Below are 20947 nucleotides of genomic sequence, written 5' to 3'. Positions count from 1 at the left end.
TCCTGCTCCGCTCCCCCTCAGCCCTTGGCCACGGCACGCAGCCGGTCCACCACATCGGCCCGCAGCTCGGCCGGCTCCAGGACCACCACGACCGGCCCGAACTCCACCAGCCAGGCGTCCAGGCCGTGCCCGTACGGGATTTCCAACTCGTCCCAGCCGTCGCCGAGTTCCCGGACCTTGGTGGCCTTCGCCCGAAGGGGGTAGCCGGCACCGGCCCGCAGCCGGATCAGCGCCGAACGGTCGGCGATCTCGCCCGCCCAGCTCGCGACGGTCTCGCGCACGGTGACGACGTCGGGCACGGGAGCGGTGAAGCCCGTCCCGCGCGAGCGGACCCTGCCGGTGATCCGGGAGAGCCGGAAGACGCGCTCGGCGCCCCGGTCGCGGTCCCAGCCGGCCAGGTACCAGTGGCCGCGCCAGCACTCCAGCGCCCACGGCTCGACGTGCCGCGGCTCGGGGTGGGCGGCGGCGGCCTTGCGGTAGTCGAAGACGACGGGGCGGCGGTCGCGGCAGGCCAGCATCAGCGGCTCGAAGGCCGCCTCGTGCACGGGGATGCGCGGCTCCAGGGCGCCGTGCGCCTCGTACGGGTCGACGTCCTCGGGCAGGCCGGCCGCGCGGAGCTTCTGCAGGGCGCCGCTGGCGGCGCCGGCCAGCCGGGCCTGCTGCCAGACCTTGGCGGCCAGGCCGAGCGCGGCGGCCTCCTCGGCGTCCAGGGTGATGGGGGGCAGACGGTTGCTGTCGCGGCGGGCGAGATAGCCGACCTCGCCGTCGAGGTTCTCGACGGTCGCGATGACCAGGCCCAGCTCGCGCAGGTCGTCCTTGTCCCGCTCGAACATCCGGTTGAAGGAGTCGTCGCTGCCCGCTTCGAGGTACGCCTCGATGGACCCGCGCAGCTCGCGCTTGCTGAGCGGTCGCCGCGTCCCGAGCAGACACAGCGCCAGGTTCATCAGCCGCTCGGCCTTGGCAATGGCCATCGACGCCCTTCGCCTCCTCATGGTGCTTCCGACCGTTGACCGTACCGCTCCCGGGTGTCGCGGCAAAAGCCGGAGCAGACAAGGAGGGATCATGCGGACAGCACAGAGCACAGAAGAAGGGCCCGTGCAGACAGCACGGGCCCTTCTTCGACCAGGAACGGTCAGCGCTTGCCGACGCCCACCAGGTCGCAGACGAAGATCAGCGTCTCGCCCGGGGCGATCCGGCCGCCACCCGCGCCACGGTCGCCGTAGGCGAGGTGCGGGGGGATGGTCAGCTTGCGGCGCCCGCCGACCTTCATGCCCGCCACGCCGTTGTCCCAGCCCTGGATGACCTGGCCGGCGCCGAGCTGGAACTCCAGCGGGGTGCCGCGGTTCCAGGAGGCGTCGAACTCCTCGCCGGTGGAGAACGCGACGCCCACGTAGTGGACCTTGACGAAGTCGCCGGCCTTCGCAACCTCGCCGTCGCCCTCCCAGATCTCCTTGATCTCGAGGTCCGCCGGGACCGGGCCGTCCGGGAAGTCGATCTCGGGCTTGTCGATGTTCACGTCAAAAGCTCCTGCTTGTGATACGACACGAATCACGGACAGTCTGTCATCTCCGCAGGTCCACCGCCTGCCACGCCGCCGCTTGGCTACATCGCCGCGAGGATGTCCACCGAGAACACCAGAGTGGAGCCCTTCTTGACGGGGCCGCCGCTCGGCGGGTTGTCGCCGTAGCCCAGGTCCGGCGGTACGACGACCAGAACCCTGCTGCCCACCTTCTTGCCGGCCAGGCCCTGGGACAGGCCCTTGACGACCTGCTGCATCTGCTCCAGCGAGAACTGGCTCAGCCGCCCGGAGCCATACGTCTGCTGAAACGTCTTGCCACTGTCCCAGACCACGCCCTTGAACTGGCACAGGATCGTCTGGTCGCCCTTCAGCTCGGCTCCGTCGCCCTCCAGGACGTAGTTCGACACCAGCTTCTTCGGCGGGTCGGACTTCGGGACGGTGATCTTCGGTTCGGCGCCGTCCGTGTTGGTGCCGACCGTCGGCAGGGCGGCGTCGCTCTGCGGGACCGGCGTGCCCTTGACGGAACTCTTCGAGTTGAAGGAGTCGATCAGGTCGATGACGAAGACCAGGGTGTCGGTGCCCTTGATCCCCGCCTGGGTGTTGCCCGACTTGCCGTACCCCCAGGTGGGCGGGACGGCGATCTGCACCCGGCTGCCGGTCTTCTTGCCCTCCAGCGCATACAGCCAGCCGTCGATGAGGCTGCCCTTGGCGAGCTGCATGACCAGCGGACGATGGCGGTCGTAGGAGTTGTCGAAGACCTTGGCGGTGCTCCAGATCTGGCCCAGGTAGTTGGCCTGGACGAAGTCGTTCTCCGCGACGGTCCGGCCGCCGCCCGCAATGACCGTCTTGACCGCGAGGTCCTTCGACGGGTCCCCCGACCCCTTGGCCACGGTCGGCTTCTCGCCGAACTTCGTGCCCGCCGTGATCGCCGGCAGCGGCCCCTCCACGATCTTGGGCGGAGGGGGCGCCGACACCGAGGACGACGGCGACGGCGACGCGCCGGCCTTGCTGGAGTCGGACTTGTCGTCGCCGCACCCGGCGATCGTGACCAGTCCTGCGGGAACGGCGGCAAGGAGGAGTGAACGTCGGCGCACGGAGAAGCCTCGTAATCGATCGATCTTGCGGATTGACGTGCGCGCAACTCTACGACGCGAGAAGGGCGCCGTACGGTAAACGTACGACGCCCGTGTGGCGTTCCGGCATTTCGGTGCCGAAACACTTGACTCGCCCGCTTCGGTCACATTCCGGCGATCAGCTTCTCCACCCGATCGTCCACCGAACGGAACGGGTCCTTGCACAACACGGTGCGTTGCGCCTGGTCATTGAGCTTGAGGTGCACCCAGTCGACCGTGAAGTCCCGCCGCTGTTCCTGCGCCCGGCGGATGAAGTCCCCGCGCAGCCGGGCCCGAGTGGTCTGCGGAGGAACGGACTTGCCCTCGAAGATCTTCAGGTCGTTGCAGATCCGCGTCGCCTGCCCCTTCTTCTCCAGCAGGTAGTACAGCCCACGACGGCGGTGGATGTCGTGGTAGGCGAGGTCTATCTGAGCGACCCGCGGATGCGACATCGTCATGTTGTGCTTGGCCCGGTACCGCTCGATGAGCTTGTACTTCATCACCCAGTCGATCTCGGTGCCGATCCGGTCCAGCTCCTCCGTCTCGATCGCGTCGAGCGTACGGCCCCACAGCTCCAGGACCTGTGCGACCGTGCCGGTACGGATGCCCCGGCGGTCGCAGAAGTCCACGGCCTTGTCGAAGTACTCGCGCTGCACCTCCAGCGCGGAGGCCTCCCGGCCACTGGCCAGCCGCACCTTGCGCCGACCCGTGATGTCATGGCTGACCTCGCGGATCGCCCTGATCGGGTTCTCCAGGGTCAGGTCACGCATCACCGTGCCCGCCTCGATCATGCGCAGCACCAGATCGGTCGCGCCGACCTTGAGCAGCATGGTCGTCTCGGACATGTTGGAGTCGCCCACGATGACATGCAGTCGGCGGTAGCGCTCGGCGTCCGCGTGCGGCTCGTCGCGGGTGTTGATGATGGGCCGGGAACGCGTCGTCGCCGAGGAGACGCCCTCCCAGATGTGCTCCGCCCGCTGGCTGACGCAGTAGACCGCGCCGCGCGGCGTCTGCAGGACCTTGCCCGCACCGCACAGCAGCTGCCTGGTCACCAGGAACGGGATGAGGATGTCCGCGAGCCGGGAGAACTCCCCGTGCCGGGCCACCAGATAGTTCTCGTGGCACCCGTAGGAGTTGCCCGCCGAGTCGGTGTTGTTCTTGAAGAGGTAGACGTCGCCCGCGATTCCCTCCTCGTGCAGGCGTCGTTCCGCGTCCACCAGGAGTCCCTCGAGAATGCGCTCGCCGGCCTTGTCGTGGGTGACCAGCTCGGTCACGTTGTCACATTCGGGTGTCGCGTATTCCGGATGTGACCCCACGTCGAGATAGAGCCGGGCGCCGTTTCGCAGAAAGACATTGCTGCTGCGGCCCCATGACACGACACGGCGGAAGAGGTACCGCGCCACCTCGTCAGGCGACAGGCGGCGCTGTCCCCTGAACGTGCACGTGACGCCGTACTCGTTCTCCAGCCCGAAAATGCGGCGGTCCATGACTGAACATTACGCCCGATCCCCTGAGCTGAAACGGGGTTCGACAGCACGATTTGGATCAGTTTCCGATGAAGCCGCAACAACCCCGCCCCACGCGGGAGCTGCGAGGACCCGTCCGGTGGCGAGCAGGACCAGCAGCGACACGGCTCCCGCCGCACCCGGCAGCGCGAAACCCCACAGGGCGCCGCCCCCCTGGACGACCGGGCCCGCCAGGCCCGTTCCGACCGAGGCACCCACGGTGAACGTCGTCACAAGCCAGGAGAACGCCTCGGTGACGGTTCCGCTCGGCGCATGCCGGTCCACGATGATGAACGCACAGGCGATGCAGGGGGCGAGGAACACCCCGGACACCGCCGCGAGCACCACCATGGCCACCGCACCCGGCATCAGCATCAGCGGCAGATAACACACCGCCAGAAGAGCCACCAGGACGCGCAGTCGCCGCTCCGGCGAGCCACCCCACTGCCGCGCGCCGTACACCGTGCCGCCCACCAGGGCACCGAGACCGAGCGCGGCCATCATCCAGCCGTAGACCGCGTCCCCGCCGTGCGCGTCGGCGTACGACACCGAGGCCACCGTGATGGAACCGAGCGCGATGCCGATGAACAGGAAGGCACCGAGCAGCACCAGCAGGCCGCGCGAACGCAGAGCACCCAGCCAGTGTGCCTCGCGCGGCGCCGAACGCCACGCGCGCGAGGGCGGCGAGACGACCACCGAGAGCGCACCGAGGACACCGACGGCGTTCAGCACCAGCAGGGCCGCCCGCTCCGACCACAGGGACACGCACAGGGTCACCAGCAGCGGCCCGACGGTGAACATGACCTCCTGCGCGATCGCGTCCATCGCGTAGGCCGTGTGCACCTGCTCCTCACGGCGCAGCACGGAGGGCCACAGCGCGCGCAGACCGCCCTCCAGAGGCGGGGTGAACAGGCCCGCCACCGCGACGGCGGCATACGCGAGCGGCAGCGGATCGGTGCCCGCGAAGGCGAAGGCCACCATGGCGAGAGCGGAGACGACGGCCGCGGGCAGCTGCACACGCGGCTGCCCGTAGAGATCCACCAGCCGCCCGAGGACCGGCTGGCCCACGGCGTTGGCGACGCCGTACACGGCCGCGAGGGCGCCCGCCAGGCTGTAGGTGCCGCCCTCGGCACGGACGAACAGCACCAGGGCGATCGCGGCGGTCGCATTGGGAAGCCGCCCCACCAGAGTGCCGGTCAGCAGGCGGGCCGCGTGCCTCGCCCTGAGGATCTCCAGGTATCCGGCAGCCATGCCCAACCTCCCCGTGTTACGTATAACGTCCTCATCCATACGTACCATGTGCGCTGTTCACACGTCCAGACGACCAGGAGCGAGCCGACGGGCCCGCCGGTGCCGGGGCCACGAGCGCGCCAGAGCCCGAAGGGCCGAGCACGACCGGGACCCCGCCCCGGCCGCAGCACCCGGAGGCGAACGACCACACGAACAGGAGCACGCCCACGGTGGCACGCAGCAGCACGCGCCCGACCAGCCGTGACGTCGCCCAGGCGGCCGGAGTCTCCCAGGCCGCCGTCTCCCTCGTCCTCGGCGACAAATGGCGCGGCCGCGTCTCCGAAACCACCGCCGAGCGGGTCCGCGAGGCCGCGCGGGAACTGGGCTACCGGCCCAACCTCGCCGCCCGCAACCTGCGCCTGGGCCGCACCCGCACCGTCCTGCTCGTCGTGCCGGCACTGACCACCGAGTTCTTCGCCGGCGTCTACACCGGCGCCGCCCGCGTCGCCGCCCGGCACGGCTTCGGCGTCGTGCTCTACCCCTCCCCCGAGGGCATCGGCCCCGCCCGCAACCCCTTCGCCTCCGCACAGGCCGCCCTGGACGGCGTCATCGCCTCCTCCATGGCCGCCGACGCACTCACCGCGATCCGCGGCGACCAGCTCCCCCTGGTCATGCTCGACAGCGACCCCGAGGGCAGCCTCGGCGCGGCGACCGTCAACCTGGACATCGCCGACGGCGTCCGGCAGGTCGCCGAACACCTCCTGGGGCTCGGCCACCGCCGCATCCTGCACCTCGCCGCCGACGTACCCTCCTGGACCTTCGAGATGCGCGCCCGTCAGCTGGCCGCACGCCTGGCCGGCGTCCCCGGCACCGAGATCCGCACCGCCGCCGCCCCGATCTCCATCGAGGGCGCCCTGACCGCCACCGTGGCCGCCCTCACCGCACCCGGGCCCCGGCCCACCGCCGTGGTCTGCGACGACGACAAACTCGCCGCCGGCGCCTACAAGGCCCTGCGCCGCCTCGGCCTGCGCGTCCCCGACGACGTCTCGGTGACCGGCCTCGACGACCTGGCCCTGGCCACCGCCCTCGACCCGGAACTGACGACGGTACGACTGGACGCCGAACGGTTCGGGGAACGCGGAATGGAGGCCCTGCTGGCCGTCCTGGAGGGCCGGGAGCCGGACGGCGGGGACATCCCGGTCGAACTCGTCGTACGCGGCTCGACGGCACCTCCCCGCAGCCCCTGACACGCGTGGTGCCCCGACCGGAGAACCGGCCGGGGCACCATGAGCGGGACAGGGTGGGCAGAAGAGAGGCGGGACTACTCCTCCTCGGAGCCGCCCTCCTCGGAGCTCTCCGCCTCGGTGGCCGCGCCGCCCTCCTCCAGGAGCCGGGAGAGCTGACGGCCGACGATGCGCCTGAACTTGCGCTGCTGCGGGCGCGTGCGGTCCAGCACCGCGACCTCCAGGCGCTCGGCGGGAATCTCCCGCTGGCTGCCGTTCGACTCGCGGGACAGGGCCTGCACGGCCAGCTTCAGCGCCTCGGCCAGCGTCATGCCGTCCTGGTGGCGCTGGTCCAGATAGTTGCTGATCAGCTCCGCATTGCCGCCGACCGCGACCGAACCGTGCTCGTCGACGATCGAGCCGTCGTGCGGCAGCCGGTAGATCTGGTCGCCCTCCGGGGTCTCCCCGACCTCCGCCACGACCAACTCCACCTCGTACGGCTTCTCTGCCGCACTGGAGAAGATCGTGCCCAGGGTCTGGGCGTAGACGTTGGCCAGACCGCGGGCGGTCACGTCGCCCCGGTCGTAGGTGTACCCCCGCAGGTCTGCGTAGCGAACGCCGCCGATCCGGAGGTTCTCGTACTCGTTGTACTTGCCGGCGGCCGCGAAACCGATCCGGTCGTAGATCTCGCTGAACTTGTGCAGCGCACGGGACGGGTTCTCGCCGACGAACACGATGCCGTCGGCGTACTGCAGCACAACCAGACTGCGGCCCCGGGCGATGCCCTTGCGGGCGTACTCCGCCCGGTCGGCCATGGCCTGCTGAGGTGAGACATAGAACGGCGTCGACACCGGTTATCCGTCCCTTTCTGTCATGGTCACTGGATCACCTTGATAAGAAGCGGGCCCGCTCTCAGAGCAGGGCGGCCTTGGGGCCGTCCGGCTCCTCCAGACGCTGCTGCAGCACCGCACGGGACAGCCCGGAGGACTCGTCCTCGGTGAGCCGGCGGAAACCGTCCTCGGTGATCACGGTGATGATCGGGTAGATCCGGCGGGCGACATCGGGACCACCGGTCGCCGAGTCGTCGTCTGCCGCGTCGTACAGGGCCTGGACCACCAGGGTCGTGGCCTGCTCCTCGGACAGGTCGTCACGGAACAGCTTCTTCATGGCACCACGCGCGAAGACCGAGCCGGAACCCGTCGCCGCGAAGTTGTGCTCCTCGGAGCGGCCGCCCGTGACGTCGTAGGAGAAGATGCGCCCCTTCTCCCGGTCCAGGTCGTACCCGGCGAACAAGGGCACCACGGCCAGGCCCTGCATGGCCATGCCGAGGTTGGAACGGATCATCGTCGACAGCCGGTTCGCCTTGCCCTCCAGCGACAGCTGGGCGCCCTCGACCTTCTCGAAGTGCTCCAGCTCCAGCTGGAAGAGCTTGACCATCTCGACGGCCAGACCGGCGGTGCCGGCGATGCCCACGGCCGAGTACTCGTCCGCCGGGAAGACCTTCTCGATGTCCCGCTGGGCGATGACATTGCCCATGGTCGCCCGGCGGTCACCGGCGAGCACCACGCCGCCGGGGAAGGTCACCGCGACGATCGTCGTGCCGTGCGGGGCCTCGATCACCCCCCGGGTGGGAGGCAGCTGCCGGTTGCCGGGCAGCATCTCCGGCTGGTGCTCCGACAGGAAGTCCATGAACGAAGAGGACCCAGGCGTCAGGAAGGCAGCTGGTAGACGCCCGGTGCCACGAGTATTGGCTTCCACGAGTTTCCTTCCAGATAGGCGGCTGCCCGGCGCACGGCGTCGGGGTTGTCACCCAACTTGCCGATGGCCGAATTGCAGTTGAAGCACAGTACGCCACGGACCCTACCCGTCTTGTGGCAGTGATCCACATGCGCGGCGGGGGCATCCAGGCAGATCACGCAGAGGCCGCGTTGAGCGGCGACCATCGCGTCGCGTTCGGACTCGGTGAGGCCGTAGTTGCGCTTGAGGTGGTCCGCCCGCCCACGGACGGCCCGGCAAGCCTTGCATCGCGTCGACCGCCCATCGGAAGCGGTCGCGTTACGGTGCCATTCGCTGTGGGACTTGATCTCGCCGCACGACCGGCAGAGCTCGTACCCGTCGGGCACGTCCGCCTTCTCGCGCACCGTCTTGCCCTGTGCTTCCTGTCGTCGCCGGTGGTACTCGGCAGCGCACTCGCGACAATTGGCCTGCAGGCCGTCAGGCCGAGACCTGTTGCCCGCGAATGCGCCGACCGAAAGTACCTTCTGGCACGTCGAGCACTTCTTCGATCCCCCGTCGTTCATGGATGTGACTACTGTCCACCCTTTTGAACGAACGAGCGCACGAAGTCCTCCGCGTTCTCCTCCAAGACGTCGTCGATCTCGTCCAGGACGGAGTCCACGTCGTCACTCAGCTTCTCGTGCCGCTCCTTGAGGTCTTCGGAGGCCTGCGCGTCCTGCGCCTGCTCCTCGACCTCCTCGGTGGAGCGTGTGGCCTTCTGCTGGCCGCCGCCGGTGTCCTTGGTTGCCATATCCCTCACCCCGCTCAGTTCGCCCGACATGGTCGACGGGTCGGCATTCCTGCCGATCGGTGATGATCAGACCCTACAAGCCGGGTCCGACATCGGCCCCGCAGTTTCGACAACGTGCGGGGGCCATCTCGATGATTCCCGGGCGGTGGGGTTTCCACCCTGTCCGCCCGGGACGGTACGTGTGCCCGCCGACCGCGTTCAGCCGCCCGACAAGACCCTGACCAGGTCTTCTGCTGTGCGGCAGCGGTCCAGCAGTTCCTTGACGTGATTTCGCGTTCCGCGTAGCGGTTCGAGGGTTGGAACGCGCTGGAGGGAGTCGCGCCCGGGAAGGTCGAAGATGACCGAGTCCCAGGAGGCCGCGGCCACGTCGTCCGCGTACTGCTCCAGGCAGCGGCCGCGGAAGTAGGCACGGGTGTCCTCCGGCGGCTTCGTGCGGGCCTGGTCGACCTCGGCCTCGTCCAGCAGCCGCTTGATGCGTCCGCGGGCCGCCAGGCGGTTGTAGAGGCCCTTCTCGGCGCGTACGTCGGCGTACTGGAGGTCGACGAGGTGGAGCCGGGCGGCGTCCCAGTCGAGGCCGTCGCGGCGGCGGTAGCCCTCCATCAGTTCCCGCTTGGCGACCCAGTCGAGTTCGCCGGCGAGGCTCATCGGGTCGTTCTCCAGCCGGTTGAGGGTGTCCTCCCAGCGGGAGAGCACGTCCTTGGTCTGGTCGTCGGCGTCGGCCCCGAAGCGTTCCTCGACGTACTTGCGGGACAGCTCGAAGTACTCCATCTGGAGCTGGACCGCGGTCAGTGTGCGGCCGCTGCGGAGCGTGACCAGGCGCTTGAGCGAGGGGTCGTGGGAGACCTGGTGGAGGGTGCGTACGGGCTGGTCGACGGCGAGGTCCACGGCGATGAAGCCGTCCTCGATCATGGACAGGACCAGGGCGGTCGTGCCCAGCTTGAGGTAGGTCGAGATCTCGGAGAGGTTGGCGTCGCCGATGATGACGTGCAGGCGGCGGTACTTCTCCGCGTCGGCGTGGGGCTCGTCGCGGGTGTTGATGATCGGGCGCTTGAGGGTGGTCTCCAGGCCGACCTCGACCTCGAAGTAGTCGGCGCGCTGGCTGAGCTGGAAGCCGTGTTCGTGGCCGTCCTGGCCGATGCCGACGCGGCCCGCTCCGGCGAAGACCTGACGGGAGACGAAGAAGGGCGTGAGGTGGCGCACGATGTCCGAGAAGGGGGTCTCCCGCTTCATCAGGTAGTTCTCGTGGGTGCCGTAGGAGGCGCCTTTGTTGTCGGTGTTGTTCTTGTAGAGGTGGATCTGCTGGGCGCCGGGCAGCTGGGCCGCGCGTTCGGCGGCCTCGGCCATGATGCGTTCGCCGGCCTTGTCCCAGAGCACGGCGTCGCGGGGGTTGGTGACCTCGGGGGCGCTGTATTCGGGGTGGGCGTGGTCGACGTAGAGGCGAGCGCCGTTGGTGAGAATGACGTTGGCGAGGCCGATGTCCTCGTCGGTGAGCTGGCTGGCGTCGGCGGCCTCCCGGGCGAGGTCGAAGCCTCGTGCGTCGCGCAGCGGGTTCTCTTCCTCGAAGTCCCAGCGGGCCCGGCGGGCCCGGTGCATCGCCGCCGCGTAGGCGTTGACGATCTGGGACGAGGTGAGCATGGCATTGGCGTTGGGATGGCCGGGGACGGAGATCCCGTACTCCGTCTCGATGCCCATTACTCGCCGTACGGTCATGCGGCCCTCCTTGCCCGGCGGCGCCCTCGGTCGTGGGCGCCGCTCACGTACCGCTGGCGCTCCGGTGCGTGTGCGGTGCCCGTCCCCGCACTGCGCGACTCGGCGGTAGGAAAGAGCCTAGAACGCCTTTGCGCTGGTGGGGAGATCATTTGCGTCATTGCCTGCTCCGGTCGTGGCCGGAAAAACAGCGGCTGCGGGTACCCCGGCGAGGGCACCCGCAGCCGCCCCGGTTCTACAGGTACTGTCCGGTGTTCGCCACCGTGTCGATGGAGCGTCCGGTGTCCGCGCCCTGCTTTCCGGTGATGAGGGTACGGATGTAGACGATCCGTTCGCCCTTCTTTCCGGAGATGCGGGCCCAGTCGTCGGGGTTGGTGGTGTTGGGCAGGTCCTCGTTCTCCTTGAACTCGTCCACGCAGGCCTGGAGGAGGTGGGAGACGCGGAGGCCCTTCTGGTTCTTCTCCAGGAAGTCCTTGATCGCCATTTTCTTGGCGCGGCCCACGATGTTTTCGATCATGGCGCCGGAATTGAAGTCCTTGAAGTAGAGGACTTCCTTGTCACCGTTGGCGTAGGTGACTTCCAGGAAGCGGTTTTCCTCGGATTCGGCGTACATGTGCTCGACGGCCGTCTGGATCATGCTCTGGACGGTCGTTTCCTTGCTGCCGCCGTGCTCGCCGAGGTCGTCGGCGTGCAGCGGGAGGCGCTCGGTGAGGTACTTGCCGAAGATGTCCTTGGCGGCCTCGGCGTCCGGGCGCTCGATCTTGATCTTCACGTCGAGCCGGCCGGGGCGCAGGATGGCGGGGTCGATCATGTCCTCGCGGTTGGAGGCGCCGATCACGACCACGTTCTCCAGGCCTTCCACACCGTCGATCTCGGCGAGGAGCTGGGGGACGATGGTGTTCTCCACGTCCGAGCTGACGCCGGAGCCGCGGGTGCGGAAGAGGGACTCCATCTCGTCGAAGAAGACGATCACGGGGGTGCCCTCGCTGGCTTTCTCACGTGCACGCTGGAAGACGAGGCGGATCTGCCGCTCCGTCTCGCCGACGTACTTGTTGAGCAGCTCGGGGCCCTTGATGTTCAGGAAGAAGCTCTTGCCCGCGGCCTGGCCGGTGACCTCGGCGACCTTCTTGGCGAGCGAGTTGGCGACGGCCTTGGCGATGAGTGTCTTGCCGCAGCCGGGGGGGCCGTAGAGCAGGACGCCCTTGGGCGGGCGCAGCTCGTGCTCCTTGAACAGGTCCGGGTAGAGGTAGGGCAGCTCGACCGCGTCGCGGATGGCCTCGATCTGGTTGCCGAGGCCGCCGATCTGCTCGTAGCCGATGTCGGGGACCTCTTCGAGGACCAGTTCCTCGACCTCGCTCTTGGGCACGACCTCGTAGACGTAGCCGGAGCGGGGTTCGAGCAGGAGGGCGTCGCCGGGGCGGATGGTGACGTCCAGCAGCGGCTCGGCGAGCCGTACCACCCGTTCCTCGTCGGTGTGCCCCAGCACGAGGGCTCGCTCGCCGTCCTCGAGGATCTCCTTGAGGGTGACGATGTCGCCGACGCTCTCGTACTCCATGGCCTCGACCACGTTGAGCGCTTCGTTGAGCATGACCTCCTGGCCACGCCTGAGGTCGTCGACCTCGACGCTTGGGCTGACGTTCACCCGCAGTTTGCGGCCGCCGGTGAAGATGTCGGCGGTGCCGTCCTCGTTGGCCTGCAGGAAGACGCCGAAGCCGGCCGGCGGCTGGGCGAGGCGGTCGACCTCTTCCTTGAGGGCCACGATCTGGTCGCGGGCCTCGCGGAGGGTGTTGGCCAGGCGTTCGTTCTGTGCGGAGACGCCGGCCAGGTTGGTCTGCAGTTCGACGATCCGCTCTTCGAGAATCCTCGTGTGCCGCGGAGAGTCGGCGAGCTTGCGTCGCAGGACGGCGATCTCCTGCTCAAGGTAGGCGATCTGCCCGGCCGGGTCGTCGGACCCTCGTCCCGGGCGGATGCCGCGGTTCATGTCGTCGTCGTGGGCTGCCACGGTCCTCACCTCCTCCAAGGGGAGCTGGACGCTTCCAGACCCTACCTGGGTGGGTGACGATTGAAACCCCTAGATCACATTGACTGTCAAGGTGTGTCGTCGGTCACCCGGTGCGCTCCCTCTCGCACGGAGGGAATACCCACTCAACGTGATTCGGAAGCGGCTTGTTCCTTGTCAGTGGTGGTCAAAACCCTTCAGGAGTGGCCGGAGTTGTCTGTTGCGGGGCGGTCGGCCGGTTCGCGGGCAGGCGTGAGGGCAGGCGCGCGCTCATCACACTGAGCGACGGTCCGGGCGGTGGGCGTCACCGTGGGGTGGCGTGAAGTGTTCGCCTGCGGTCTGCGGGGCCGTGATCCCCGGTCGGGCGGCTCTACCCGAGGGGGGCGGGGCGGAAACCCCGCACCCGTCGAAGACGGCCGGAATGCGGGCGGAGGTAGGGTCGGGGTGTTCAACAGCCGCTGGAGCGGACCCGGCTGGCCTCGGTGCCGGCGGTACGGTCCGGCGAACCGACGGCAGGAGAGATGACCGTGCAGCAGGAGGCCCCGGGGGGCGAGGCGCTGGAGGTCTGGATCGACCAGGATCTGTGTACCGGCGACGGGATCTGCGCCCAGTACGCCCCGGAGGTGTTCGAGCTGGACATCGACGGGCTGGCCTATGTGAAGGGCTCGGACGACGAGCTGCTTCAGGACAGGGGGGCCACGGTGCCGGTGCCGCTGCCGCTCCTCGTGGATGTCGTGGACTCGGTGAAGGAGTGTCCCGGCGAGTGCATCCATGTACGCCGGGTTTCGGACAGGGTCGAGGTGTACGGGCCCGACGCCGGCTGAGTGCGGGCCGGCCCCGGGCGGGTCAGACGCTGTGGTCCCCGGTCGGGGTGGAGCGGAGGAACGCGCTGCCGTTCCACTGCCACTTGGCCGGGGTTTTCACGTCGGGGCAGCAACTGGGCACGTCGTCCGAGGAGTAGCCGAGCAGGGTGGCGCCGACGGTTCCTGCGTGCAGGGAGAAGTCGGTGACGGTGAGCCGGTCCTTGGGGTCGACCAGGGTGGCGACGACGCGGGCCCTGCCGCCGTCGGTGCCACGGGTCAGGACGTAGACGCCGTCCGGTGGGGTGCCCATGGGAGCGTCGCAGTGCACGACGGCGACGGTTTCCGGTCGGCCGTCCCCGTCCAGGTCTCCGGTGGCCTTCTTCACCACTACCGCCTTCACCGGGCCGCACGCCAGGGGGAAGGCCACGCCTGCCGTGCCGGGCGGTGCGACGGCGGCGGGGGCCGACTTGACCTCGGCGCCGGGGGCCGGCTGGGCGGCGGTGGCCGATCCGGGCTGGAGGAGGGCGGACAGGGCCACGACGCCGGAGACGGCGGTGGCGGTGGCGACCCAGTGGATGGGGTGGCTGTGGGTGTGGGCGAGCTCCGGAACGGCGGATGGCTGCACTAGGAGTGTCTCCTGTGAGGGCTGTGCCGGTGGGGTGGCCAGCATGCTGCCACACGTCACGGAGCGGGGGAACGGCGGGGTCGGTACGGACTTCCGCAGGCGGGGAGCACGCGCGGGGGGGGCGTACGCGTCCTGGTGTCCGGTCAACGGGCGGGCGCCGTGTCCGGGTTCCCGGGATCGGTGGGGAACTCGGGCACGGCGCCCTCGCGTTGTGCTCGCCGGGAGCCGGTCAGCGGCCGGAGCCGCCGTCGGCGTTGGGTCCTGCGTAGTCCTCGCCGTAGGCGCCCTTGGCGGGGCGGCGGCGGCGCATGGGCGGCTCGACGCCGTCGGCGAGGCGGCGGGCGGTGAGCAGGAAGCCGGTGTGGCCGATCATCCGGTGGTCCGGGCGGACGGCCAGGCCTTCGATGTGCCAGTTGCGGATCATCGTCTCCCAGGCGGTCGGCTCGTTGAAGCAGCCGATCTCCCGGATGGACTCGACGGTCCGGGCGAGCTGGGTGGTGGTGGCCACGTAGCAGCACAGGATGCCGCCGGGGACCAGTGCCTTGGAGACGGCCTCCAGGCACTCCCAGGGGGCGAGCATGTCGAGGATGACGCGGTCGACGTCGGTGTCGGACAGGTTGTCCTGGAGGTCGCCGACGGTGAGCTGCCAGGCGGGGTGCGGGCCGCCGAAGTAGCGCTCGACGTTCTGCTGGGCGATCTCGGCGAAGTCCTCGCGGCGCTCGTAGGAGTGCAGCATGCCCTGGTCGCCGATGGCGCGCAGCAGGAAGCTGCTGAGCGAGCCGGAGCCGACGCCGGCCTCGACGACGCGGGCGCCGGGGAAGATGTCGGCGAAGGCGAGGATCTGCCCCGCGTCCTTGGGGTAGACGACGGCTGCCCCGCGGGGCATGGACAGGACGTAGTCGGGGAGCAGGGGGCGCAGCGCGAGGTAGGCGACGTTGCCGGTGGTGCGGACAACGCTGCCCTCGGGAGCGCCGATCAGTTCGTCGTGCGGGAAGGAGCCCTTGTGGGTGTGGAAGTTCTTCCCGGCTTCGAGCGTGAACGTGTAGTGGCGGCCCTTGGGGTCGGTCAGCTGAACCTGGTCCCCGACCTTGAAGGGCCCGCGCCTGCGGGCGGCACCGGTCGGTTCGGACATGTGACCAGCGTACCGGCACCTGAGGGGGCCGCCGACCACGCGGGGCGGGAGGCCGGACGGTCAGCTCGGGCGTGCCATCGCCCGCACGAAGGCGCGCTCGACGTCGGCGGCGGACAGGACGCCGTAGATCTCGCCGGTCTCCTCGACGACGAGGTACTCGGTCGCGGGGGTGGCCCGCAGGACGTCGAGCAGTGCTTCCCCGGCCAGCTCGGCGGAGACGCGCATGCCGTCGGTCAGTTCCTGGGCGAGGCCGCTGACCGCGACCCAGGGGCGGCGGTGTTCGGGTACGCCGACGATGGCGGCCTCGCGGACGAGGGAGAGGGGGTGGCCGTCGGCGTCGACGACGACCAGGGCGCGGGCGCCGGCGGCGTTGGCGCGGCGCAGGGCCTCGGAGAGCGGGGTGTCGGTCTGCACCGGCACGGCGCGGCGGGTGAGGGTGCGGGCCCGCAGTTCGGGGAGGTGTTCGCGCAGGCGGGCCATGCGCAGGCTGTTGCCGGCGCCGGTCCAGATGATCGCGGCGAGGATGGCGGCGAGCAGGGCGTCGGTGACGGTGTCCATGCCGCTGATGTCCTGGTTGCCTCCGCCGAAGGCGCCGGACTGGTTGAGCAGCGGGAGGCCGACCAGGACGGAGAGGGCGAGGGCGCGGCCGACCCAGGCTGCGGCGATGGTGCCGCTCATGGGCTTGCCGGTGATCTTCCAGACGACGGCGCGGAGCATGCGGCCGCCGTCGAGGGGCAGTCCGGGCAGCAGGTTGAAGGCGGCGACGATGAGATTGGAGATCATCAGGCCGGCCAGCAGGACGCCGGGGACGGTGTCGGGTTCCACGGGCTTCATGGCCAGGTAGAACAGTCCGGCGAGGACGAGGGAGAGCAGCGGGCCGACGAAGGCCAGGACGAACTCCCGTCCGGGGGTCTCGGCCTCCTTCTCGATCTCGGAGACGCCGCCGAAGAACTGGAGCTGGATACGGCGGACGGGCAGGTCGAAGCGGATCGCGGCGACCGTGTGGGCCAGTTCGTGGACGAGCACGGAGGCGTAGAAGGCGACGGCGAAGAAGAGGGACACCAGGTAGCGGGCGGCGCCCAGTTCGGGCAGGACGCGGTCGAGCTGGCCGCCGAAGACCCAGGTGATCAGGGCGGCGACGAGGAACCAGCTCGGCGCGACGTAGACGGGTACGCCGAAGGGCCGGCCCATCAGCAGACCGCCGCCGGGTTCCTTGGGCCGTGGCTGGGGCGGTTCGCCCTTGGCGATCCCGGAGTGGGCGAGGGAGCGGTGCTCGCCCGTGTGGGGATCGCTGTCCGCGGCGGGGGGGTGCCCGGCCTGCGGGTCCGGCCGGGCTGCCGGGGCGTCGAGGCCGGTACGTGGCCCGGGCCGACCGGCGGACGTCTCCTTGGCGGCGTCGGCCGTCGGCTCCTGACCGGTGGTGGGAGTCGCCCGGTCAGGGGTCGGCTTCTGATCGCCGGCGGGTGACTTCTCGGCGGCTCGCGGACCCTGGCCTGTGGTTTCCCCGGGCCCGTCGGGCTCCCGGGGCTCTTCGGGCTTCCCTTGTTGCTCGGGCTCGTCGGGCTTGCCGCGCTGCTCTGACTCGTCGGGCTTGCCGCGTTGCTCGGGTTCGTCGGGGGTCGGCCGTGGGGCTGTCGGTTGTGGCGGGGGTGCCGGGGCGTCGTGGGGCTCCGGCCCGGGGTGGTCGGTGGGTCCGGTCGCCGGGGCCGTAGGTGCTGCAGGGTGCTCGGCCTGCTCGTCGTTGCCGGACCGCGGCTGTCCGCTCCCGCCGCTCACGTCCACGGTGTCCCCTCGTTCGAAGCGTCTTCCGTGCCGTGTGGGCCGGAAGGGTCTCTGGTCGATGGTATGCGTCCGTGGTGGCACGTTCCGCCCCGGCACCCCCTGTGTTTGCCCCGCCGTCGCACGGCCGGTTCGGCACACGGCTGGGTCACTGTCAGTGCCGGGCCGTATGGTCTGTGGTCATGGACAGCAGCATGGAGGACGCGGCCATGGCGGCGGGCGGCGCGGCCCGGCCGGCGGGCGAGGCGGAGACGGACGCGGGGGCGGCCGCCGGCAGCGGTGCGGCGGAGCCGGCGGGCGAGCGTGCGGCCACGGCGCCCACCTCGCTGTCCCCCTCCCGCGCCGGTGACTTCATGCAGTGCCCGCTGCTGTACCGGTTCCGGGTGATCGACCGGCTGCCGGAGAAACCGAGCGAGGCGGCGACGCGGGGCACGCTGGTGCACGCGGTGCTGGAGCGGCTGTTCGACGCGCCCGCCGCGGAGCGGACGGCGCCGCGCGCCAAGTCGCTGATCCCGGGGCAGTGGGACCGGCTGCGGGAGAGCAGGCCGGAGGTCACGGAGCTGTTCACCGACGATCCGGACGGCGAGCGGCTCGCCCGCTGGCTCGGTGAGGCGGAGCAGCTGGTGGAGCGCTGGTTCACGCTGGAGGATCCGTCGCGGCTGGAGCCGGCCGAGCGGGAGCTGTTCGTGGAGGCAGAGCTGGATTCGGGTCTGCGGCTGCGCGGGATCATCGACCGGGTGGATGTGGCGCCGACCGGTGAGGTGCGGATCGTCGACTACAAGACGGGGAAGGCGCCGCGTGCGGAGTACGCCGAGAGCGCCCTGTTCCAGATGAAGTTCTACGCCCTGGTGGTGTGGCGGCTGAAGAGGGTCGTCCCGCGCCGGCTCCAGCTGGTCTATCTCGGCAGCGGGGACGTGCTGACCTACGACCCCGTCCTGGCCGATCTGGAGCGTGTGGAGCGCAAGCTGCTCGCCCTGTGGGAGGCGATCAGGCGGGCGACGGAGTCAGGTGAGTGGCGGCCGCGGCCGACCAAGCTGTGCGGCTGGTGCGACCACCAGGCGCACTGTCCGGAGTTCGGCGGCACTCCCCCGCCGTATCCGCTGCCGGTGAGGGCGGCCGGCGGACGTGCGGCCGGGGGTACGGAGGATGTCCCCAGGGAAGCGCAGCCGCGGCCGGCGGGGGCCGACGACGGGCGTGCGGCCGGGGGTTCCGAGGGGTCTGCCCCGGGAAGCACGGTCGCAGCCGGTGAGGGCGGCTGAGTCGGGGACCGCGTCGCAGGGCAGAATGGGCCCGGACTAGCGAAGGAGTGTCACGTGGCCATCCGCGTCCTACTGGTCGACGACCAGCCCCTGCTGCGTACGGGTTTCCGGATGATCCTGGAGGCCGAGCAGGATCTTGCGGTCGTCGGTGAGGCCGGTGACGGCCTGCAGGCCCTCGATCAGGTGCGAGCGCTGCAGCCCGATGTCGTGCTGATGGACATCCGGATGCCGCGGATGGACGGGGTGGAGGCGACCCGGCAGATCACCGGGCCGGGGCGGGACGGTCCGGCGAAGGTGCTGGTGCTGACCACGTTCGACCTGGACGAGTACGTGGTGGAGGCGCTGCGGGCCGGGGCGAGCGGCTTTCTGCTGAAGGACGCGCCCGCCCATGAGCTGGTGCAGGCCATCCGGGTCGTCGCGGCCGGCGAGGCGTTGCTGGCTCCGAGCATCACGCGTCGTCTGCTGGACAAGTACGCCACGCATCTGCCCTCGGGCGAGGAGCCGGTGCCGGACACCCTGCACACCCTCACCGACCGTGAGGTGGAGGTGCTGAAGCTGGTGGCGCGCGGGTTGTCCAACGCGGAGATCGCCGCCGACCTGTTCGTCAGCGAGACCACCGTGAAGACGCACGTCGGGCATGTGCTGACCAAGCTGGGCCTGAGGGACCGGGTGCAGGCCGCGGTGTACGCGTACGAGAGCGGGCTGGTGCGGCCCGGCGCCCAGTAGGCGGCCGCGCACGGCGCGGCAGGAGCTGGTGCACCGAGCGGCAGGACGTCGTCGGACACGGCAGAGGGCGCTGCTTCCCCCTCGGGGAGGCAGCGCCCTCGGTGCATGGTCCGCTCAGCTCTTGCTCAGTTCCCAGAACCGGAACACGGTCGAGGCGTCCAGGCAGTACTCCAGGCCGTAGACCCCGTCGCGGGCGACCGCGTACTGCTTGGCCTGCCAGACCGGGAGCACGGGCAGTTCGTCGGCGACGATGGTCTGCAGCTTGCCGAAGTTCTGGTCGGTCGCGGCGCGGTCGCTCTGCGCGGCCGTGGCGGGGATGAGGGTGCCGGTGATCGTGCCGTTGGCGTAGTGGTTGCCCAGCACGTTGTCCTTGCCGAAGAACGGCGCGGTGAAGTTGTCGGCGTCCGGGTAGTCGGGCACCCAGCCCTTGACGTACACGCCGTACCGGCCCTGGGCGATGTCCTTCTCGTACTGGCCGAAGGCGACGGACTTGACGTCGGCCTGGAAGAGTCCGCTGGCGTTGAGCTGGCCGGCGATGGCCTTCAGCTCCTGGTCGGTGGCGGGGCCGTAGCGCGAGGGCGTGGACCAGAGGGTGAGCCTGACCTTGCCGTTGATGCCGTCGGCGCGCAGCGCGGCGGCGGCCTTCTCCTTGGAGGGGCGAGCGCCGTAGGTGTCGAAGAAGGCTGTGTTGTGGCCGACGATGCCCGCCGGGATGATCGAGTACAGCGGGGTGGCGGTGCCCTGGTAGACGTTCTTGACGAGGGCGTCGCGGTCGATGAGGTAGGCCATGGCCTTGCGGACGCCGATCTTGCCGGCGACCGGGTCCTTCATGTTGAAGACCAGGTGCTGGACCTCGGCGCTGGTGCCCTCGACGACGTCGACGCCCTTGGTGTCGTCCTGCTGGTCGAGCTGGGCGATGTCGGTGGCGGTCAGGCCTCGGTAGGCGAGGTCGATGTCGCCGCCTTCGAGAGCCTTCTTCAGGGCGGCGCGGTCGCCGTGGAAGAACTTCAGGGTCACGCCGGAGTTCTTGGCCTTGGCGGTTCCCTGGTAGTCGGAGTTGACCGAGAAGACCGCGCGGTCCTTGTCGAAGGAGTCCAGCTTGTAGGGGCCGGAGCCGACGGCCTTGTCGTCGGTGCGCAGGCCGCCCGCGTCGTACTGGCGGTGGTCCACGATGGAGCCGGCACCGGAGGCGATCTTGCTCGGGAAGGTGGCGTCGGGCACCTTGAGCCTGAACACGACGGTCTTCGCGTCAGGGGTCTGGACCTTGTCCAGTGAGGGGAACATGATCGCCGGGCCGGCCGGATCGTTGATCTTCAGCATCCGGTCGAAGGAGAACTTCACGTCTTCGGCGGTGAGCGGGTCGCCGTTGCTGAACTTCAGGCCGGGCTTGAGTTCGCACTTGTAGACCGTGGCCCGGTCGTCGCTGAAGGAGCAGTCCTTCGCCGCCTCCGGCTCGGGCTGGGTGGCGCCCTTGGGGAAACTGAGCAGCGACTGGAAGACGTTGTTGAACAGCAGCCAGGATCCGGGGTCGTAGCCCGAGGCGGGGTCCGTGGCGAGGACGTCGTCGGACATCCCCATCACCACGGAGGAGCCGGTTCCCCCCGACTCCCCGCTCTCCGAGCCGCAGCCGGTCAACAGGCCGGAGGCCAGCCCCGCCACGAGGGGCAGGACCGGCCACTGGTTTCGCATCTTCACTGCATGTGCCTTGTCGTCGGTTCGTCGATCCGAGGCCCCCGTTTCGTGCCCCGGACGGAAGGGGTGTCGTGCGGGCCGCCGTCGGCGACACGGGGTCGGCGCACCC

19 protein-coding genes are annotated in these 20947 nt (G+C 69.9%); 4 read left to right on the top strand and 15 right to left on the bottom strand.

Annotated elements, in window-relative coordinates; all coding sequences use genetic code 11:
* Nucleotides 1–17 precede the first annotated feature (17 nt).
* From ACFZCP_RS13710 to ACFZCP_RS13690, 5 genes are all read right to left on the bottom strand, one after another.
* Nucleotides 18–971, bottom strand: a complete 954-nt coding sequence (locus ACFZCP_RS13710) for a WYL domain-containing protein (RefSeq protein WP_391426990.1) — start codon at nucleotides 969–971, stop codon at nucleotides 18–20.
* A gap of 161 nt (nucleotides 972–1132) precedes the next feature.
* Nucleotides 1133–1516, bottom strand: coding sequence for an FKBP-type peptidyl-prolyl cis-trans isomerase (locus tag ACFZCP_RS13705; RefSeq protein WP_391426988.1), 384 nt, complete (start codon nucleotides 1514–1516; stop codon nucleotides 1133–1135).
* 86 nt (nucleotides 1517–1602) lie between these two features.
* The gene (locus ACFZCP_RS13700) at nucleotides 1603–2613 is read right to left on the bottom strand and encodes an FKBP-type peptidyl-prolyl cis-trans isomerase (protein ID WP_391426986.1); all 1011 of its coding nucleotides are present in this window, start codon (nucleotides 2611–2613) and stop codon (nucleotides 1603–1605) included.
* A gap of 143 nt (nucleotides 2614–2756) precedes the next feature.
* A complete protein-coding gene (gene pafA / locus ACFZCP_RS13695) occupies nucleotides 2757–4118 on the bottom strand; it encodes a Pup--protein ligase (RefSeq protein WP_020938995.1) in 1362 nt (453 codons plus the stop codon).
* 9 nt (nucleotides 4119–4127) lie between these two features.
* The gene (locus ACFZCP_RS13690) at nucleotides 4128–5387 is read right to left on the bottom strand and encodes an MFS transporter (RefSeq protein WP_391426983.1); all 1260 of its coding nucleotides are present in this window, start codon (nucleotides 5385–5387) and stop codon (nucleotides 4128–4130) included.
* Between the two features lie 209 nt (nucleotides 5388–5596).
* Between ACFZCP_RS13690 and ACFZCP_RS13685 the strand changes: the two genes are divergently transcribed.
* Nucleotides 5597–6613, top strand: coding sequence for a substrate-binding domain-containing protein (locus ACFZCP_RS13685; protein ID WP_391426981.1), 1017 nt, complete (start codon nucleotides 5597–5599; stop codon nucleotides 6611–6613).
* Between the two features lie 74 nt (nucleotides 6614–6687).
* On the opposite strand, the gene prcA is transcribed toward ACFZCP_RS13685, so the two are convergent.
* From prcA to arc, 6 genes are all read right to left on the bottom strand, one after another.
* Entirely contained in the window at nucleotides 6688–7440 is a 753-nt protein-coding gene (prcA, locus tag ACFZCP_RS13680; RefSeq protein WP_362697916.1) for a proteasome subunit alpha, read from the bottom strand.
* Between the two features lie 61 nt (nucleotides 7441–7501).
* The gene (prcB, locus tag ACFZCP_RS13675) at nucleotides 7502–8347 is read right to left on the bottom strand and encodes a proteasome subunit beta (RefSeq protein ID WP_391426978.1); all 846 of its coding nucleotides are present in this window, start codon (nucleotides 8345–8347) and stop codon (nucleotides 7502–7504) included.
* Entirely contained in the window at nucleotides 8299–8889 is a 591-nt protein-coding gene (locus tag ACFZCP_RS13670; RefSeq protein WP_391426976.1) for an endonuclease domain-containing protein, read from the bottom strand. The genes prcB and ACFZCP_RS13670 overlap by 49 nt, the downstream gene beginning before the upstream one ends.
* Nucleotides 8890–8897: 8 nt before the next feature.
* Complete coding sequence (locus ACFZCP_RS13665) at nucleotides 8898–9116, bottom strand: ubiquitin-like protein Pup (RefSeq protein WP_030608326.1); 219 nt, start codon at nucleotides 9114–9116, stop codon at nucleotides 8898–8900.
* 198 nt (nucleotides 9117–9314) lie between these two features.
* Nucleotides 9315–10826, bottom strand: coding sequence for a depupylase/deamidase Dop (gene dop / locus ACFZCP_RS13660; protein ID WP_391426974.1), 1512 nt, complete (start codon nucleotides 10824–10826; stop codon nucleotides 9315–9317).
* 232 nt (nucleotides 10827–11058) lie between these two features.
* A complete protein-coding gene (arc, locus tag ACFZCP_RS13655) occupies nucleotides 11059–12825 on the bottom strand; it encodes a proteasome ATPase (RefSeq protein ID WP_361129105.1) in 1767 nt (588 codons plus the stop codon).
* 518 nt (nucleotides 12826–13343) lie between these two features.
* On the opposite strand from arc, the gene ACFZCP_RS13650 reads away from it, so the two are divergent.
* A complete protein-coding gene (locus tag ACFZCP_RS13650; RefSeq protein WP_362697930.1) occupies nucleotides 13344–13646 on the top strand; it encodes a ferredoxin in 303 nt (100 codons plus the stop codon).
* 22 nt (nucleotides 13647–13668) lie between these two features.
* Here the strand turns inward: ACFZCP_RS13650 and ACFZCP_RS13645 are convergent, their stop codons facing one another.
* The 3 genes from ACFZCP_RS13645 to ACFZCP_RS13635 all read right to left on the bottom strand — a co-directional run bounded on the left by ACFZCP_RS13645 (nucleotide 13669) and on the right by ACFZCP_RS13635 (nucleotide 17164).
* Nucleotides 13669–14250, bottom strand: coding sequence for a hypothetical protein (locus ACFZCP_RS13645; protein WP_391426970.1), 582 nt, complete (start codon nucleotides 14248–14250; stop codon nucleotides 13669–13671).
* Between the two features lie 229 nt (nucleotides 14251–14479).
* Nucleotides 14480–15382 (bottom strand): tRNA (adenine-N1)-methyltransferase, encoded by a 903-nt coding sequence (locus tag ACFZCP_RS13640; RefSeq protein WP_067031713.1) that lies wholly within the window; start codon nucleotides 15380–15382, stop codon nucleotides 14480–14482.
* 60 nt (nucleotides 15383–15442) lie between these two features.
* Nucleotides 15443–17164 (bottom strand): site-2 protease family protein, encoded by a 1722-nt coding sequence (locus ACFZCP_RS13635; RefSeq protein ID WP_391426967.1) that lies wholly within the window; start codon nucleotides 17162–17164, stop codon nucleotides 15443–15445.
* A gap of 179 nt (nucleotides 17165–17343) precedes the next feature.
* Between ACFZCP_RS13635 and ACFZCP_RS13630 the strand changes: the two genes are divergently transcribed.
* Together ACFZCP_RS13630 and ACFZCP_RS13625 are read left to right on the top strand one after the other, a co-directional pair.
* Nucleotides 17344–18420 (top strand): PD-(D/E)XK nuclease family protein, encoded by a 1077-nt coding sequence (locus ACFZCP_RS13630; RefSeq protein ID WP_391426965.1) that lies wholly within the window; start codon nucleotides 17344–17346, stop codon nucleotides 18418–18420.
* A gap of 54 nt (nucleotides 18421–18474) precedes the next feature.
* Nucleotides 18475–19146 (top strand): response regulator transcription factor, encoded by a 672-nt coding sequence (locus tag ACFZCP_RS13625; protein ID WP_066996369.1) that lies wholly within the window; start codon nucleotides 18475–18477, stop codon nucleotides 19144–19146.
* Nucleotides 19147–19260: 114 nt separating this feature from the next.
* Here the strand turns inward: ACFZCP_RS13625 and ACFZCP_RS13620 are convergent, their stop codons facing one another.
* Nucleotides 19261–20841 carry an ABC transporter substrate-binding protein gene (locus tag ACFZCP_RS13620; RefSeq protein ID WP_391426962.1) on the bottom strand — a complete coding sequence of 527 codons (1581 nt, stop codon included), beginning with the start codon at nucleotides 20839–20841 and terminating at the stop codon, nucleotides 19261–19263.
* Nucleotides 20842–20947: the final 106 nt, after the last annotated feature.

The sequence above is a fragment of the Streptomyces sp. NPDC007971 genome, from assembly GCF_042958635.1.
Lineage (GTDB): Bacteria > Actinomycetota > Actinomycetes > Streptomycetales > Streptomycetaceae > Streptomyces.
This window is presented reverse-complemented; position numbering and strand designations above follow the sequence as displayed.

Excerpts from the sequence above, each read along its gene's own strand:
- ACFZCP_RS13710 (WP_391426990.1), bottom strand. The coding sequence starts at position 971 with ATGGCCATTGCCAAGGCCGAGCGGCTGATGAACCTGGCGCTGTGTCTG.
- pafA (WP_020938995.1), bottom strand. The coding sequence starts at position 4,118 with ATGGACCGCCGCATTTTCGGGCTGGAGAACGAGTACGGCGTCACGTGC.
- ACFZCP_RS13690 (WP_391426983.1), bottom strand. The coding sequence starts at position 5,387 with ATGGCTGCCGGATACCTGGAGATCCTCAGGGCGAGGCACGCGGCCCGC.
- ACFZCP_RS13670 (WP_391426976.1), bottom strand. The coding sequence starts at position 8,889 with ATGAACGACGGGGGATCGAAGAAGTGCTCGACGTGCCAGAAGGTACTT.
- ACFZCP_RS13665 (WP_030608326.1), bottom strand. The coding sequence starts at position 9,116 with ATGGCAACCAAGGACACCGGCGGCGGCCAGCAGAAGGCCACACGCTCC.
- dop (WP_391426974.1), bottom strand. The coding sequence starts at position 10,826 with ATGACCGTACGGCGAGTAATGGGCATCGAGACGGAGTACGGGATCTCC.
- ACFZCP_RS13650 (WP_362697930.1), top strand. The coding sequence starts at position 13,344 with ATGACCGTGCAGCAGGAGGCCCCGGGGGGCGAGGCGCTGGAGGTCTGG.
- ACFZCP_RS13640 (WP_067031713.1), bottom strand. The coding sequence starts at position 15,382 with ATGTCCGAACCGACCGGTGCCGCCCGCAGGCGCGGGCCCTTCAAGGTC.
- ACFZCP_RS13630 (WP_391426965.1), top strand. The coding sequence starts at position 17,344 with ATGGACAGCAGCATGGAGGACGCGGCCATGGCGGCGGGCGGCGCGGCC.